The following is a 16,450-nucleotide window of genomic DNA, read 5'->3' on the forward strand; positions in this document are numbered from 1 at the left end:
CGGGCTTATTGCATCCGGTCCAGCGCCTGCGCCAGGGTGCCGACCGTGCGCTCGACATTGTGCAGCTTGTCCAGGCCGAACAGACCGATGCGGAAGGTCTTGAAATCCGCCGGTTCGTCGCAGGCCAGGGGCACGCCGGCGGCCGCCTGCAGGCCGGCCTCGGCGAATTTGCGCGTGGACTGGATGCCATCGTCGGTGGTGTAGCTGACCACTACGCCCGGGGCTTCGAAACCCGGCGCGGCGACGCTTTTGAAGCCGCGCTCGCGCAGCAAGGCCCGCACCGCATCGCCCAACTGCTGCTGTTCGGCCTTGACCTTGTCGTAGCCGTAGGAACCGGTTTCCGCCATGACGTCGCGCAGCACGGTCAGGGAATCCGTGGGCAGCGTCGTGTAATAGGCGTGCCCCCCTTTTTCGTAGGCCTCCATGATGCCCAGCCACTTGCGCAGATCGCAGGCGAAACTGGTGCTCTGCGTGGATTCGATGCGCTGCCGGGCGGTCTCGCCCAGCATGACCAGGCCGCAGCAGGCCGACGAGGTCCAGCCTTTTTGCGGGGCCGAAATCAGCACGTCCACATGCACGTCGCGCATATCGACCCAGATCGTGCCCGAGGCGATGCAGTCCAGCACGAACAGGCCGCCTTCGGCATGCACGGCATCGGCCACCCGGCGAATGTAGTCATCGGGCAGCATGATGCCGGACGCCGTTTCCACATGAGCGGCAAAGACGACATCGGGCTTGAATTCGCGGACGGCCGCGATGACCTCGTCGACCGGCGGCGGCGCGAAATGCGCCTGCGCGCCGGATTCGACCGGACGGGCCTTGAGCACGCGCGATTCGGACGGAATATCGCCGGCTTCGAAGATCTGCGTCCAGCGATAGCTGAACCAGCCATTGCGGATCACCAGGCAGCGTTTGCCGGTGCCGAACTGACGGGCCACGGCTTCCATGCCGAACGTACCGCTACCGGGGATCACGATGGCGGAATGAGCGCCATACACGGTTTTCAGGGTGCGCGAAATATCACGCATGACCCCCTGGAACGACTGGGACATGTGATTCAAGGCGCGGTCGGTGTAGACCACGGAATATTCCAACAGACCGTCGGGGTCAACCCGGGGTAGCAATCCTGGCATGGGTTTCTCCAGTTAAAGAACTGTTCGATTGTAGACTTCCCTATAATGTCATGCGCCATGGGCCGCAACAAGCCATGCGCCACAAGCACAATAACCCAGGACACGAAGCCGGGCAGCCACCTGAAGCCTGACCCGCCTAAAAAGGAGGAGCAACCATGGAGACCACTCTGATGGCCGAGCCAGAGAGCACTGCAGCGCAGGACGAGGCCGAAGCCGTCGTCCCCCCCCATCTGATCCGCCGGGAGCCCATCCTGGACCAGAACCGGGGGCTCAGCGGCTACCGGCTGCGCATCCTGTGGGCGGACGCCGACTCAGCGGATGCGGACCCGGGGTCCGCCTTGATACAGACCGCCCGGGAACACGGCGCCAGCAGCTTCCTGGCCTATGCGCCGCACTGGATCGACGGAACGCCCGCGCTGCTGAAAAACGCCTTTACCGCAACCTTGCCGCGCAATCGCTGTTACCTGGAATTCCCCGAATCCCTGGACATCACGCCGGAACTGATCGCGTCCTTGCAGAGTCTGGCGCACTCCGGCCTGAAATTCTCCCTGCGTGGCGACCTGGCGGCGCAGCCCGAGCGCGAGGCCCTGCTGCCCTTCGTCAAGGCCGTGGGCTTCGACCCCGCCCTCAGCACCAAGGCCGAGATCTTCCGCCAGAGCTTCCAGCACAAACAGGCGGGCCGGCTGCTGATGGCCGTCAACACCCCCGACAAGGCCGCCCTGGATAATTTCCTGCTGCTGGGCTTCACGGCATTCCAGGGTCACTGGCCCATGGATCTGGTCGCCGCAGCCTCGCTGACGCCGCGCCAGAAAACCCTGCTGCGCCTGATCACCCTGATCATGGGCGAAGGCGAAGCGCCCGAAATCGAGGCCTGCCTGAAGCAGGACGCCGAACTGGTCAAGACCTTGCTGGACATGGTCAACACCCCGGCCTATGGACTCAGCCAGGAAGTCGAATCCCTGAGCCAGGCCATCATGCTGCTGGGCCGCCGGCAACTGCAACGCTGGATTCAGGTCCTGATGTACACAGAGGCCGGGCGGCCAGCCGGCTACCTGTCCCCCATCCTGATCCAGGCCAGCGCCCGGGCCCACCTGATGGAGTCCCTGTCCACGCTGCGCTACCCCGACCAGCCCGTCCGGGCGGAATCGGCCTTCACCACCGGCATCCTGTCCATCATGGACCAGTTGTTCAACGGCACCATGAAGGATCTGCTGGCCCAGGTCAGCGTCGACGTGCCCATCCGCGACGCCCTGTTGCGCCACGAGGGCGCCCTGGGCGCCGATCTGCGCCTGGCCACCCTGATCTTCCCCTCGGACCGCGACATGACCGAAGACCCGGCGCCGCTGCTGAAGACACTGGAAGTGCGGGCCGAGCAGATCAACCCTTTGATCCAGCAGGCCTTCACCTGGGCGCACGGCATCACCCGCGCGGCCCCATGACCCACGCCTCGGATCCGGCCCCCCCGCCCGCCCCGACCGCAGCGCGCGGACTGGGCGGGTGGCTGCGGATTTCCCACGTTTCATCAGGCTTCATCGCCGTGCTGGTGGGCTATACCAGTTCGGTGGCCATCGTCTTCCAGGCAGCCAGCGCCGCCGGGGCGCAGGACGCGCAACTGGCGTCATGGATGTGGGCATTGGGCATCGGCATGGGCATCACCTGCATCGGCCTGTCGCTGGCCTGGCGGGCGCCCGTGCTCACCGCCTGGTCCACCCCGGGCGCGGCTTTGCTGGCCACCAGCCTGGGCGACATCGGCCTGGCCCAATCCATCGGGGTGTTCATCGCCAGCTCCCTGCTGATCACACTGTGCGGCCTGACCGGCGGGTTCCAGAAGATCATGGACTGGGTGCCGCGCCACCTGGCATCGGCGATGCTGGCCGGCATCCTGCTGCGCTTCGGCATGGACCTGTTCTCCTCGATGCAGGGGCAGCCGGCGCTGGTCATCGCGATGTTCGCGGCCTTCATCGCCGCGCGGCGCCTGCTGCCGCGCTACAGCGTGCCTCTGGCGCTGCTGGCGGGGGTCGTCTGCGCGCTCCTGCAAGGCAATCTGTCCCTGGGCGGGCTGGATTGGACTCCGGCCCACCCGGTCTGGATGGCCCCGGCTTTTTCCGCATCCGCCCTGATCGGCGTAGCGATCCCGCTGTTCATCGTGACGATGACTTCACAGAACGTGCCGGGCCTGGCGGTGCTGCGCGCCAATGGCTACGCCAGGGTGCCGGCCTCGCCGCTGATTTCCTGGACCGGCCTGACCGGCATCGTCCTGGCGCCGTTCGGCGGCTTCGCCTACAACCTGGCCGCCATCACCGCCGCCATCTGCATGAGCCCCGACGCCGACCCGGATACCCGGGAACGCTACAAGGCATCCGTATGGGCCGGCGTGTTCTATCTGCTGACCGGCATTTTCGGGGCCACCGTCGTCGCCCTGTTCGCCGCTTTTCCGCACGAACTTGTGGCCGCCATCGCCGGCCTGGCCCTGCTGGGCACCCTGGGCAACAGCATCCATGATTCGCTGCAGACCCCCGAATACCGAGAATCCGCCCTGGTGACATTCCTGGCCACGGCGTCGGGCATGAGCCTGCTGGGCATCGGCAGCGCCTTCTGGGGGCTGGTGCTGGGGGTCATCTGCCACGCCATCCAGCAGCGGCGCGCCTGAAACGGGCAGGCAGGCACGCCGGCCCCCTGCCCGCCGCCGCCCGATTCCTCAATGCTGCGTTGCGTACTGCTTGATCAGATTGCGCGCAGCGGCATACAGGTCCGCGCCCTGGCCGCCCTTCTTGTCCACGGCCTGGATCCAGAGATCCCGCACCCCCTGGGTGGCCTTGATCCAATTCTGGTATTCGGCGTCATCCATGTAGTAGAAGACGCTGCCATTTTCTTTTGACGTCTTCATGAACTCGGCCTCGCGTTCATCGAACACGGTGCGCCCGGCCCAGGCCGACACATCGGCGCCGCTATTGTCGTCGATGACCTTCTTCAAGTCGGCGGGCAAGCTGTCGTAACGCGCCTGATTCATGCCGAACAGAAAGATCGAATTCCCCATGCGCGGCCTGCCCTGGGGCACGTCCAGGTGATAACGGGAGATTTCATCCAGCTTGATCGCGGGGACGCCTTCCCAGGGCACGGCGGCGCCATCCACCACCCCCTTAGCCAGGGAGTCGGGCACCGCCGGCAGCGGCATCTGCACCGGCACGGCGCCGATGGCATCCAGCATCTGCGAATTGACCCGATTGGCCGAACGGATTTTCAGGCCTTTCATGTCGGCCAGCGTCCTGGGCTGCTTGTCGACGAAATGCATCAGCGTGCCGCCATGCGTGTGCATGAAGATCGGGTGCACGCCCTTGTACTCGTCCCGGGCGTATTTTTGGGTGAATTCCCACAAGGCCCGGCTGCCGGCCTCGGCATTGGGCACCAGCCAGGGCAATTCGTAGACGGCGCTCTTGGTGAAGCGGCCCGCCGAGTAAGTCGGCAGGGTCCAGACGATATCCGCCACGCCATCGCGGGCCTGGTCGAACAGCTGCGCCGGCGTACCGCCCAACTGCATGGCCGGATAGATCTGGCAGACCATGCGATCCTGGGATTCCCGGGCGATCTTGTCGCACCAGGGCTGGATCATGTTGACCTGGGCATTGGAGGTGGCCGGCAGAAAGTGATGAACCTTGAGAACGACCTGCGCTCCTTGGGCCGCCGTGGCCAACAGCAGGCCGGCGGCCGCGCCGCTCAATAGGCGCAGGGGCAATGCCCGGCAATGGATTTTCATGGTGTGTCTCCTTGATGGATGGGAAGGGTTTCCCTTGTATGAATGGTTGACCGTCAGAGCGCTCCGAACATCCGGACCAGCACCAGGGCGATGCTCGGGAACAGCACCAGAGCGGCAATGCGGATGAAATCCGAGGCCAGGAAAGGCACGACCCCTTTGAAGGTGTCCGTCAACGGAACATCCTTGGCCATGCGATTGATGATGTAGACGTTCATGCCCACCGGGGGATGGACCAGGCCGATTTCCACGACCATCAGGGCAAGGATGCCGAACCAGATCGACTTGTCGTCGTGGCTCATGCCATAGAAATCCAGCCCCATCACCACCGGATAGAAGATCGGAATCGTCAGCAGGATCATGGCCAGCGAATCCATGACGCAGCCCAGGAAGATATAGACCAGCAGAATCGAGACGATCACCAGGAAAGGCGACAGGCCGCTGTGCTGCACCCAGGACGCCAGCTCCGCCGGCATCTGCGACAGGGCCAGGGACACGTTCAGCATGTCGGCGCCCAGCAGCACCAGATAGATCATGGCCGTGGCCTGAGCCGTGCCCAGGGCGCTTTCCAGCAGCCCTTTCCAACGCAGGCCGCCCGACACCACGGCAATGATTCCGCAGGCTGCCGCGCCGATGGCGGCGGCTTCGGTCGGGGTGGCCCAGCCGGCATAGATCCCCACGATGACGATGAAGAACACCGCCAGCACCGGCCCGACCTGGATCAGGGCCTTGATGCGTTCCGGCCAGGGGGCCCGGGCGCCCGCAGGCCCCATTTCCGGCTTCCAGCGCACGATGAGCTGAATGACGATCATGTAGCCGATCATGGCCAACAGCCCCGGAATGACAGCCGCCATGAAGAGCTTGCCGATGGACTCCTGGGTCAGGATGGCGTAGATGATCAGCGGCACGGAGGGCGGAATCATGATGCCCAGCGTACCGCCTGCCGCCAGGGTGCCGGTAGCCAGGCTGCCCGCGTACCCATAGCGGCGCAGTTCCGGCAGCACCACCTGCCCCATGGTCGCCGCCGTCGCCAACGACGAACCGCAAATGGCGCCGAATCCCGCGCAAGCGCCCACCGCCGCCATGGCGACTCCGCCGCGCCGATGGCCGATGAAGGCGCTGACGAAACGAAACAGGCTGCGGCTCAGGCCGCCGTGCGTGGCGAACTGCCCCATCAGCAGAAAAAGCGGAATCACCACCAGGTCGTAGTTGGACAGCCGGGCATACGCCAGATTCTTCAGCGACGCCATCAGCGGCACCCAGCTGCCGCCGGTCAGGTACACATAGCCGCCGGCCCCCGCGACGAACATCGAAATGCCGATCGGAATCCTGATGACCATCAAGGTCAGCAGAACGGCGAACATGATGAAACCTATGCCGATGCCGCTCATGACCGGACCTCCGATGCTCGTGCGCGACCGGCCTGCACGTGCTGGACGCACATGTACAGACCCGCCAGGGTGAGCAGCGCAAAACCCGGCACCATGCCGGCCTGGGCCAGCCACACCGGCCACCCCAGAATCGCGGACGTTTCCCCGGCTTCGCGCAGGGACAGGGCCCCCACCCCGCTGCGCCAGGCGATCAGGGCGCCGAACAGCCCCACCAGCAGGGAACCCAGCGCGTCAAGCCTGTGAATGGTCTGCGGCAGGGCCCGCGCCGTGAAGAAATCGACCTTGACGTCACCGCCTTCCAGGTGGCAATAGGCGAAAAAGGTCGCTGAAGCGGTCGCGGCCACCATCATCAGGATTTCCATATCGCCCGGCACCGGCATGGCGAACAGCTTGCGCCCGACAATGGAAATCAACGACATGACGACCAGAGCCACGAAGGCCAGGCCGCCCAGGGCCGCCCAGCCCTTGGACGCGATCAGCAAGGCGCGGCCCCAAGGCCCGAACTGGTCCGGGTGCAGCGTCGCCGGAGCGGCGGCATCGTCGACCGGGGGTGTGTGCATGATGTCTCCTGTGGAATTCTTGTGCATGCGAATGGCTCTGACGCCCGGTGTCTCGCAGGCGCCCGATCGGCGCCCGCGCAGCACCGGGGCTTCAGAAGGGATAAACGCGCGGCGTCGTCTGGACGGTAATCCAGCGCAGCTCGGTGAAAGCCTCGATTCCCGCCTTGCCGCCGAAGCGCCCGTAGCCGCTGTCCTTGACGCCGCCGAACGGCATCTGCGGCTCGTCGTGGACGGTGGGGCCGTTGACGTGGCAGATGCCCGATTGCACCTGACCCGCCACCCGCATGGCCCGGGCCACGTCCGCGCCGATCACGGCGGCGGACAGCCCATAGGCGCTGTCATTGGCGCAGGCCACGGCGGCCTCTTCTCCCTGGACGCGCACGATGGCCTTGACCGGCCCGAAGGTTTCCTCGGCATAGATGCGCATGGCCGGCGTGACGTGATCCAGCAGGGTGGCCGGCATCAGGGTATTGTCGGCCTTGCCGCCGCACAGCAGCCGGGCGCCCTTGCTCAGGGCATCGTCGATCATGGCGTTGCAGCGCTGCACCGTGGACATGTCCACGACGGACCCGAGCACCACCGGCCCCTGGCGCGGGTCGCCCACCGGCAGGCCCCGGACCTTGGCGGTCAGCCGCTCGACGAAGGCGTCCGCGATCCGCTCATCGACGATGATGCGCTCGGTGGACATGCAGATCTGTCCCGAATTGGCGAAAGCGCCAAAGGCGGCGGCGCCGACGGCGCAGTCCAGATCCGCATCATCGAGCACGATCAGGGGAGCCTTGCCGCCGAGTTCCAGCACGGCGGGCTTCAGATGCTGGGCGCACAGGCCCGCGATGATGCGGCCGACTTTGGTCGATCCGGTGAAATTCACGCGCCGGGTCGCCGGGTGCGACACCAGGGCTTCCACCACGGCGGGCGCATCCTGCGGCGCATTGGTGATGAAATTCACCACGCCGTCCGGCAGACCGCCCTCCTGCAGGGATTCGATGATCAGGCCATGCGTGGCCGGGCACATCTCCGACCCCTTGAGCACCACGGTATTGCCGCAGGCCAAAGGCGCGGCCACGGCCCGCACCCCCAGGATGACCGGCGCGTTCCAGGGCGCCATGCCGACGACCACGCCGGCCGGCACCCGCTGGCCCATGGCCAGATTGCCCGGCACGTCCGAAGGAATGACTTCCCCGCCAATCTGCGAAGTCAGCGCGGCGGCCTCGCGCAGCATGCCGGCCGCCAGATGCACGTTGAATTCCGCCCACAGGGCCGAAGCGCCGGTCTCGGCCGCCATGGCGGCGACGAAATCCGCCTGACGCGCTTCCAGCGCATCGGCCGCGCGGCTGAGCAGGGCGCGGCGCTGGCTGGGTCCCGTCTGCGACCAGGCGGCAAACGCATCGGCGGCCGCCTGCACGGCTGCCCGGGCATCCTCGGGGCCGGCGGCTGGCGCCACCGTGGCCACCTGGCCATCCAGGGGATTGCGGCGCTCGAACGTTCCGCCCAGGCCGGCCGACTGATGCCGGCCCCCGATCAATAGAGAAATGGTGCTCATGGTGTTCTCCTGTGGATAGCAAACAACGGGGTGTCCGGATCTCATCCTGCCATCAGGCCACTTCGATTTCGACCAGAACCGGCCGCTTCATGCCCAGGGACTTGCGCAACGCGGCCGGCAAGACCTCCGGATCCGAGACGCGCACCGCCTCGCAACCCAAGCCCCGGGCCAGCGCCGCAAAATCGATGTCCGGCAGATCGACGCCATGCAACGTATCCCGCTCGGTGAATCCATAGACGGGAGCGAACTCCCGCAGGGCGGCATAGCTGCGGTTCTTGAGGATCAGGAAGGTGATGGGCAGGCCCAGCTGCGCGGCGCTCCAGAGACCCTGGATCGAATACATGCTGGAACCATCCCCCAACACGCCGATGACCTTGCGGTCCGGCTTGGCCAAAGCCACTCCGACAGCGGCGGGCAGGCCGAATCCCAAACCGCCGCTGCACATCGTGTAGAAAGTTTCGGGCTGCAGGATCGGCAGATGGCGCTGCAGGACCGGACGCGCACTGGGCGCCTCCTCGACAATGATGGAATCCGGCGAACGGATAGCGGCCAGGGTCTGCAGCGCATAAGCCACCGACATCAGGGGCGTGGGCTCGGCATGCGGCGCGGGCGGCCTCGCGGGCGGATCCTGCCGCGCAACCGGCTGCGCACGCGCCAGCAGATCGCGCACGCTTTGGCGCACGCTGCCCTGGACGGCGGTGCCGACCGGCGCCCAGGCCAGCGTGTTGGGATCGTCGACAATCTGCGCCAGGGCGCTGCCTGCCGGAATGTGAGGTCCCTCGCCTTCAATGTGGTAAGTAAAGGCCGCCGCCCCCAGGGCCAGGATGAAATCATGTCCGCCCAGCAGATCGACGATGCGTTCGCGGGCGGCCGGCAGGAAACCGGCGAACAGGCGGTGGTCTTCCGGAAAACCGTTGCGCCCCGACATGGGCGCCGTCCAGACGGCGGCGCGGTGGCGCTCGGCCAGCTCCACGACGTCGGCCCAGGCGCCATCCCGGTCGACCGCGGCCCCCAGCACGAAGGCGGGGCGCTGCGCGGCATCCAGTTGACGGCCGATCTGATCCAGCAGCAGCGGATCCGGGCGCACCGAGCGGCTCACCCGGCGGGCGCGCACAGGCTCGCACAGGCGCCCCCAATCGTCGGCCGGCACCGACACCAGCACCGGGCCGCACGGCGGCTGCATGGCCATGTAATAGGCGCGCGCTATGGCCTGCGGCACATCTTCGGCGCGGGCAGGCTCGACGCTCCATTTCACGTAGGGCTTGGGCAGCTCGGTGGCCTGGCTGGAAAACAGAAAGGGATCGTAGGGCAGGATGGCCCGCGACTGCTGGCCGGCCGTGATCACCAGCGGCGTGCGATTCCTGTAGGCCGTGAAAATGGCCCCCATGGCATGCCCCACCCCGACGGCGGAATGCAGATTGATGAAGGCCGCGTTGCGCGTGGCCTGGGCATAGCCATCGGCCATGCCGACAACGACGGATTCCTGCAGGCCCAGCACGTAGCGGAAGTCTTCGGGGAAGTCGAGGAACAGCCCCAGCTCGGTGGAGCCCGGATTGCCGAAGAGCGTCGTCATGCCGAACTGCCGCAACAGGTCGGTGACCGCCTGGCGCACCGGCACCAGCGCGGTGTTCTGCCGAATCCTGGATACGCGTTCGATGAGCGCATCTGCTTGCATGTCGTCCTCCGGGTCTTTCAACCATCCGGGTGGCTCTGCGCCACCGCCATGTGAAGCCTGCCCGCGCGAGCGGCGGTCAAAGCATTGAAAGCATGATGAAAGCCGCCATGATATAAATCAATAAAATAACTTAGATATCGGTTATTAGATTCATGAATATTAAAAACCTGGACCTGAATCTGCTGCGCCTGTTCGACGCGGTGTACAGCGTCGGCAGCGTCAGCCAGGCGGCCGCTCTGCTGGACCTGACGCAGCCCGCCGTCAGCCAGGGGCTGACGCGCCTGCGCAACCTGCTCGGGGACCCCCTGTTCGTCCGCGCGGCCGGCGGGGTGGCGCCGACGCCCAGGGCGCAACGCATGGCGCAGCCCATCCACGACGCCCTGCAGGCGCTGGAAAGCGCCGCGCTGGACTCGGCGCCCTTCGCTCCCCTGCTGTCCGACCGGCGCTTTCGCCTGCACATGACCGACATCGGAGAGGGGCAGTTCCTGCCCCGCCTGGCGCAGGCGATGCGCCTGAGAGCCCCGCACACCCGCATCGAAACCATGCGCCTGACCATGCCGGAACTGGCGCCCGCCCTGGACCAGGGCCGCATCGACCTGGCCTTCGGCTTCCTGCCGGGGCTGCAGGGCATGCAATCGGCGGTGATGTTCCAGGACCGCTATATCATCCTGATGCGCCAGCATCACCCCTTCACCCTGGCGCGCCGCCCCGCGCCGATTCCTCTGGACGACATCCGGGCGCTGGAATTCATCGCCGTGCGCACCCATGCCTATACCCATACCGCGCTGGAAGCCCTGCACATGCAGGACCGCATCCGTCTGACGACGGAACATTTCATGGCCCTGCCCACCGTCATCGACAGCAGCGACCTGGCCGTGATCATCCCGCTCAACATCGCCCGCTCATTCGCCCCGGCCAAACGCTACGCGATGGTCGAGGCGGACTTCCCGCTGCGCGACTTCAACGTCGGCCTCCATTGGAGCCGCCGGCAGGATGGCGACCCCGCCCACCGCTGGCTGCGCAGCCTGGTCCTGGAGCTCTACCAGGAGGCCTGAGACTGCGACGGCCAGGAATGGGCCGGGCTCGATCCCCGCCCGAGGCCGGCCCGCCGACGCCGATCGGGGCCGGAGCCAGGTTGGCGATGCGCTTGAACAGTTCGGCATAGCGATTTCCCTGGCCGGACCAGGGATCGCCGTTGCGTGCGAAATCCGCATTGATGTCCCGCCATTCCTCGGCGCTGAACAGGCGTCGGGCCGCCGGCAGGATGTGGGATTCCTCGGTGTTCAAGTGGACCCATTCATGGGCGATGTAGGTGCGCGCCGCATCCCGGAACCCCTGGAACGCATCGGCGCCCCCCTGGAGGTAGGCCACCAGGGCCCGGTCCAGACGGCTGGTGGCCGGGATGCTGTCGCGGTGCTCGGCCTCCAGCTGATCCAGTTGCGCATCGAGTTCGTGCGTCTTGGCGCGCAACAGGGCGAAAATCCGGTCTTCCTTGGGGTGATGCAGCTTGTCGGGCATCTCCACGATATATTCGACCAGGCTGGCGAGCAGTTTGAAATCGGGCTGCAGATGGCCCGACTCGATGCCCGCCAGAATATGCGACAAGGCGTTCAGGATCGCAGCGATGGCCCGATGCTCCTCGCGAATCGCCTCGATGGCCGGGATCGATGCCGACTCCGGAGACGCCGCCCCGGCGTCGGACAGCGCCGATTCCTGTTCGGTCGAACCCGCCCCCAGCCAGCGGTCCAGCATGGCGCCATCCCGCAGCAGCGTGCCGCTGTCGCCGGCGTACACGACCTTGCCGCGCTCCAGGATGAGGGCCTGGCGCGTGATCGGCAGGATCTGCCGCGCATGCTGTTCGACCAGGATGACGGCCATGCGCCCTTCCGTGACCATGCGGTCGATGATGTGCAGCAATTCCTGCGCAATCAAAGGCGCCAGGCCTTCCAGGGGTTCGTCCAGCAACAGTACTTTGGGATTGAGCATCAGCGCCCGGCCCATGGCCAGCATCTGCTGTTCCCCCCCCGAGAGCTGGTTGCCCAGATTGGCGCGGCGCTCGCGCAGGCGCGGAAACAGGTCGTAGACGCGATCCAGCGTCCACTCCCCCGGCCGGGCGACGACGGTGAGGTTCTCTTCGACCGTCAGCGACTTGAAGATGTCGCGTTCCTGAGGCACCCAGCCCAGGCCCGCCCGCGCTCGCAGATGACTGGGCACCCGGGCGATGTCGCGGTCCTCGAAGAAGATCCGGCCCTTGCGCAGGCGGGTCACGCCCATCAGGGTGGCCAGCAGCGTGGTCTTGCCCATGCCGTTGCGTCCCAGCAAGGCCAGGCTGTCGCCCGCCGCCAGGGAAAAGGACAAGTCCTCCAGAATGATGGCGTCGCCATACCCGGCCCAGATGTTTTCCATGCGTAGAAGTTCAGCCATGGGACTCTCCGAGATAGACTTCCTTGACCTTGGGATGGTGGGCGATGACATCGGGGGTGTCTTCCAGCAGCAGCGCCCCGGACACCAGCACCGAAATCCGCTCGGCGAAGCGGAAGACCAGATTCATGTCGTGTTCAATCAGCAGGATCGTGACGTCGCGCGGCAGTTGCGCGATGGTATCGAACAACTCGCGGGATTCGCCTGTGGGAACGCCTGCGGCCGGCTCGTCCAGCAGCAGGACCTTGGGGCGCAGCGCCAGCGCCAGGGCGATCTCGATCAGTCGCTGACGGCCATAGGCCAGGTCGCGCGTGATTTCGTACGCGTCGGGCAGCAGCTTGAGCTGATCCAGGATCTCGGCCGCCTCGTCGAGCACCTCGGGATGGGCCGCCAGAGGCTTCCACCACCGGGTGCCCAGGCCCTGGCGTTCGCTGACGGCCAGCGCCACGGATTCCAGCACCGTCATGCCCATGAAGAGCTGATTGATCTGGAACGTGCGCACCAGCCCCTGGCGGCAGCGCTCGTGCTGCGCCATGCGGGTGACGTCCCGTCCCATCAGGCTGACCTGCCCGGAGGTGGGCTCCAGGTAGCCGGTCAGCAGATTGATCAGAGTGGTCTTGCCCGCCCCGTTGGGGCCGATCAGGGCATGGCGAGCCCCCGCGGGGATCGCCAGATTCACCTGGTCGGTCGCGACGAAGCCGCCAAAGCGTCGGACCAGGTCGTGGGTTTGCAGAACCGCGTTCATGAAGAGGACTCCGTGCGGGCAGTGGCCTGGGCCCTGTGGCGGGCGGATCGTATCCATTGCTGCGCCGTGCCCAGGATGCCGCCGCGCGCGAACAGCACGACCAGCACCAGGATCAGGCCCAGCCAGAACTGCCAGTACTGCGGGTTCATGTCGGACAGGAAATAATTGATCATGACGAAGACCACGGCCCCGATCAGGCCGCCATACAGGTGCCCGGCGCCGCCCAGGATCAGGATCAGCAGCAGGTCGGCAGAGCGCTGGAAGCTGAGCACGTCCAGGGACACGAACTGGTTGGTCTGGGCCAGCAAGGCGCCCGCCACGCCGGCATAAGCCGCGCCGATGGTGTAGATCTTCACCAGGCGGCTATTGACCGGCACGCCCAGCGCAGGCATGCGCAGCACGTTCATGTGGATGCCGCGCAGGCTTTGCCCAAAGGGCGAATACACCAGGCGGCGCGCCAGCCAGAACAGGACGAACAGCACGATCACCGAATAGATGAAGCCCACCCGGCCGAACATATCGAAATCGAACACCCCCAGGATGGGCTTGATCTCGACGCCCGGCATGCCGTCGACGCCGCCCGTGATGCTGGTGAATTTATTGGCCAGTTCATAGAGCATCAGCGCCACACCCAGCGTAACCATCAAGCGCGACAGATCGCTGCCGCGCAGCAACAGAAAGCTGCTGAGGAAGCCCACCACGCCGGCGAAGAACGCCGCCAGCACCAGCCCCAGCAAGGGATCTCCGAGACCGTGGGATCCCAGCAGCCCCACGGTATAGGCGCCAACGCCGAAAAAGGCGGCATGGCCCAGGGAAATCACCCCGGCATAGCCGAAGATCAGGTCCAGCGACAGCGCGAACAGGCCCGTGATGGCAATCTGGCTGAGCAGCAGATAATTGCCCGGGAAGGCGAAGTACGCCAGGACCGGCAGGCACCAGAACAGGTATTCCAGGGGTTTCCAGCGCGCCGTGCGGCGGTAGGCGGACAGCATTTCTGCCCGCTGCGCCCCCCGGTCGGCGGCCGCCCCGGATAGGAAAGAAGTCGTCATCTCGGCATCCTATTTGTGAGAGCGGCCAAACAGGCCATGCGGACGGTAGATCAGCGTCACCACCATGACGGCGTAGATGATGAAGGCGCCTATCTGGGGGATATAGTATTTTCCGGCCACGTCGGCCACCCCCAGCAGGATCGCGGCGTACAGGGACCCGAGAATATTGCCGCTGCCGCCCACCGACACCACGATCAGGAAATACACCAGATACTTGACCGGGAATTCCGGGTCCAGACCTAGCATTTCCACCCCCAGGGCGCCGCCCAGGCCCGCCAGGGCCGAGCCCAGCGCGAAGGTCAGGCTGAAGACTCGGTTGACGTCCACACCCAGGCCGCGCGCCACGCGTTGGTTGTCGACGGCCGCGCGCAAGCGGGCGCCGAAAGAGGTGCGGATCACGGACCACTGCAGCAACACCGCCACCAGCAGTCCGGCGATGACCAGAAACAGGCGATAGACGCCCACGTCCAGCCCGGGCATGACATGGAGCTGCCCGGACAGGAATTCAGGCAGGTGCAGGGGCTGCTGCTGGGCGCCGAAGAAATAGTGCGCCGCCGCGACCGCCATGAACACCAGACCGATGGAAAACAGCACCTGATCCAGATCGGAGGCGGCATACAGGCGCCGATACAGCAGACGCTCCAGAATGACGCCGACGATGGCCGGCACGATGGCGGCCACCGGCAGGGTCGCCAGGAACGGCACCCCGTAATTGTTGAGCAGAATCACACAGGCGTAGCCGCCCAGCATGGCAAAAGCGCCATGGGCCAGATTGACGAAATTCATCAGGCCCAGGGTCACGGACAACCCGACGCTGATCAGGAACAACAGCATGCCGTAGGCAACGCCATCGAATAATATAGTCATGATTCATCCTGGAGGGTAAGACAGGCGGTGCCCCATCGGGGCGCCGCCTCCACAGGAATCCGGACGGCGGCGGGGCATCGGATGATGACCACCGCCGCCCGCACGGATCAGCCCTGTTTACCGGGGTCCTTCACGGCCTTGATGGTGTCGAATTCCACGTTCTGCAACACGCCGTCGACCTTTTCAACCTTGCGGATGTAGACGTTCTGGATGATGTCGCGCGTTTGCGGATCGATTTCCACCGGGCCGCGCGGGCTTTCCCATTTCATGCCCTTGACGGCATCCATGAAGGCCGCCGCGCTGGCGTCGCCCTTGGTCTTTTCCAGGGCGGCATAGATCAAATGCATGCCGTCATAGCCGGCCACCGACACGAAGTTCGGGCGATCGTTGGGGTAGGCCTTGTGGTAGGCCGCCACGTAGGCCTTGTTTTCCGGCGAATCGTGGACTGCGGAGTAGTGGAAGGACGTGATCATGCCGATGGCGGCGTCGCCCATGGCGTTCAGCACGTCCTCGTCGGTCACGTCACCCGTGGCCAGCTCCTTGATGCCAGCCTGGTCCAGGCCGCGTTCCTTGAAGCCTTTGGCCAGGGCCACGCCTTGTTCGCCGTTGGGCACGAACAGGAACACCGCATCGGGCTTGGCGTCCTTGATGCGCTGCAGATACGGCGCGTAGTCGGGCGTGGCGACCGGCGTGCGGACTTCGCCGATGATCTTGCCGCCCAGTTCGGTGAAGGTCTTCTGGAACTGCTTTTCGGCGTCATGCCCGGGGCCGTAATCGGCGACCAGGGTATAGACCGAACGGATGCCGTTGGCGTACGCCCACTGCGCCATCGGAGCCGTGTCCTGCGGCAAGGTCATGGACACCCGGACGATGTTGGGGGACTTTTCGGTGATCGACGAGGTTGCGGCGTTCAGCACGACCATCGGGACCTTGGCCTCGGTGGCCAGCGGCGCGACGGAAAAGGCGTTCGGCGTCAGGGTGAAGCCCGCCAGAATGTCGACCTTGTCCTTGATCAGCAATTCCTGGGCCTGGCGCTTGGCCACAGCGGGAGAGATGCCGGTGTCGTCCTTGATGATGATCTTGACCTTGCGGCCGGCCACTTCGTCGCCATGCTGGGCCATGTACAGATCGACGCCATGCTGGATCTGTTTGCCGTGAGCGGCAAACGGCCCCGACATCGGCATGACGATGCCGATCTTCAGGTCCTTGGCCTGGGCAGGCGTGAACGCAGCGGCCGTGCTGAAGGCCAGCGCCATCGCCCCGAGGGTCTTGATGAGTTTCATGGTCTCTCTCCTGGAAAAATAATAAAAACCAG

At 65.7% G+C, this 16,450-nt stretch carries 14 protein-coding genes and 1 pseudogene; 3 read left to right on the forward strand and 12 right to left on the reverse strand.

Annotation, left to right across the window (positions count from 1 at the left end):
• Positions 1–5: 5 nt before the first annotated feature.
• Positions 6–1,133, reverse strand: a complete 1,128-nt coding sequence (locus tag WBG56_RS02710; RefSeq protein WP_424265007.1) for an aminotransferase class V-fold PLP-dependent enzyme — start codon at positions 1,131–1,133, stop codon at positions 6–8.
• Positions 1,134–1,288: 155 nt separating this feature from the next.
• Here WBG56_RS02710 and WBG56_RS02715 point away from each other — a divergent pair, with 155 nt between their 5' ends.
• Positions 1,289–2,572, forward strand: a complete 1,284-nt coding sequence (locus WBG56_RS02715) for an EAL and HDOD domain-containing protein (RefSeq protein ID WP_424265008.1) — start codon at positions 1,289–1,291, stop codon at positions 2,570–2,572.
• Positions 2,569–3,783 carry a benzoate/H(+) symporter BenE family transporter gene (locus WBG56_RS02720; protein ID WP_424265009.1) on the forward strand — a complete coding sequence of 405 codons (1,215 nt, stop codon included), beginning with the start codon at positions 2,569–2,571 and terminating at the stop codon, positions 3,781–3,783. Before WBG56_RS02715 ends, WBG56_RS02720 begins: the two co-directional genes overlap by 4 nt.
• A 48-nt stretch (positions 3,784–3,831) precedes the next feature.
• Here the strand turns inward: WBG56_RS02720 and WBG56_RS02725 are convergent, their stop codons facing one another.
• The 5 genes from WBG56_RS02725 to mdlC all read right to left on the reverse strand — a co-directional run bounded on the left by WBG56_RS02725 (position 3,832) and on the right by mdlC (position 10,053).
• Positions 3,832–4,887, reverse strand: a complete 1,056-nt coding sequence (locus WBG56_RS02725; RefSeq protein ID WP_424265010.1) for a TRAP transporter substrate-binding protein — start codon at positions 4,885–4,887, stop codon at positions 3,832–3,834.
• Between the two features lie 53 nt (positions 4,888–4,940).
• Positions 4,941–6,275 (reverse strand): TRAP transporter large permease, encoded by a 1,335-nt coding sequence (locus WBG56_RS02730; RefSeq protein WP_424265011.1) that lies wholly within the window; start codon positions 6,273–6,275, stop codon positions 4,941–4,943.
• The gene (locus WBG56_RS02735; RefSeq protein WP_424265012.1) at positions 6,272–6,835 is read right to left on the reverse strand and encodes a TRAP transporter small permease; all 564 of its coding nucleotides are present in this window, start codon (positions 6,833–6,835) and stop codon (positions 6,272–6,274) included. The genes WBG56_RS02730 and WBG56_RS02735 overlap by 4 nt, the downstream gene beginning before the upstream one ends.
• A 91-nt stretch (positions 6,836–6,926) precedes the next feature.
• Positions 6,927–8,378 (reverse strand): aldehyde dehydrogenase, encoded by a 1,452-nt coding sequence (locus WBG56_RS02740; RefSeq protein WP_424265013.1) that lies wholly within the window; start codon positions 8,376–8,378, stop codon positions 6,927–6,929.
• Positions 8,379–8,430: 52 nt separating this feature from the next.
• Positions 8,431–10,053, reverse strand: coding sequence for a benzoylformate decarboxylase (gene mdlC / locus WBG56_RS02745; RefSeq protein ID WP_424265014.1), 1,623 nt, complete (start codon positions 10,051–10,053; stop codon positions 8,431–8,433).
• Between the two features lie 152 nt (positions 10,054–10,205).
• Here mdlC and WBG56_RS02750 point away from each other — a divergent pair, with 152 nt between their 5' ends.
• The gene (locus tag WBG56_RS02750; RefSeq protein ID WP_424265015.1) at positions 10,206–11,108 is read left to right on the forward strand and encodes a LysR family transcriptional regulator; all 903 of its coding nucleotides are present in this window, start codon (positions 10,206–10,208) and stop codon (positions 11,106–11,108) included.
• Here WBG56_RS02750 and WBG56_RS02755 read toward each other — a convergent pair.
• The 6 genes and pseudogenes from WBG56_RS02755 to WBG56_RS02780 form a co-directional block, all read right to left on the reverse strand.
• Positions 11,014–11,805 carry a hemerythrin domain-containing protein gene (locus tag WBG56_RS02755; RefSeq protein WP_424265132.1) on the reverse strand — a complete coding sequence of 264 codons (792 nt, stop codon included), beginning with the start codon at positions 11,803–11,805 and terminating at the stop codon, positions 11,014–11,016. The genes WBG56_RS02750 and WBG56_RS02755 overlap by 95 nt on opposite strands.
• Positions 11,794–12,477: pseudogene (locus WBG56_RS02760) on the reverse strand (ABC transporter ATP-binding protein); the annotation flags it as partial. The pseudogene WBG56_RS02760 and the gene WBG56_RS02755, both read right to left, overlap by 12 nt.
• A complete protein-coding gene (locus WBG56_RS02765) occupies positions 12,470–13,219 on the reverse strand; it encodes an ABC transporter ATP-binding protein (RefSeq protein WP_424265016.1) in 750 nt (249 codons plus the stop codon). The pseudogene WBG56_RS02760 and the gene WBG56_RS02765, both read right to left, overlap by 8 nt.
• On the reverse strand, positions 13,216–14,211 hold the full coding sequence (locus WBG56_RS02770; protein WP_424265133.1) for a branched-chain amino acid ABC transporter permease: 996 nt from the start codon (positions 14,209–14,211) through the stop codon (positions 13,216–13,218). Before WBG56_RS02770 ends, WBG56_RS02765 begins: the two co-directional genes overlap by 4 nt.
• A 66-nt stretch (positions 14,212–14,277) precedes the next feature.
• Positions 14,278–15,135, reverse strand: a complete 858-nt coding sequence (locus WBG56_RS02775) for a branched-chain amino acid ABC transporter permease (protein WP_424265017.1) — start codon at positions 15,133–15,135, stop codon at positions 14,278–14,280.
• Between the two features lie 107 nt (positions 15,136–15,242).
• Positions 15,243–16,418 (reverse strand): ABC transporter substrate-binding protein, encoded by a 1,176-nt coding sequence (locus WBG56_RS02780; protein WP_424265018.1) that lies wholly within the window; start codon positions 16,416–16,418, stop codon positions 15,243–15,245.
• Between the last annotated feature and the right edge of the window lie 32 nt (positions 16,419–16,450).

Origin of the sequence: Castellaniella sp., from assembly GCF_049671645.1 — a bacterium.
Classification (GTDB): Bacteria; Pseudomonadota; Gammaproteobacteria; order Burkholderiales; family Burkholderiaceae_B; genus Castellaniella.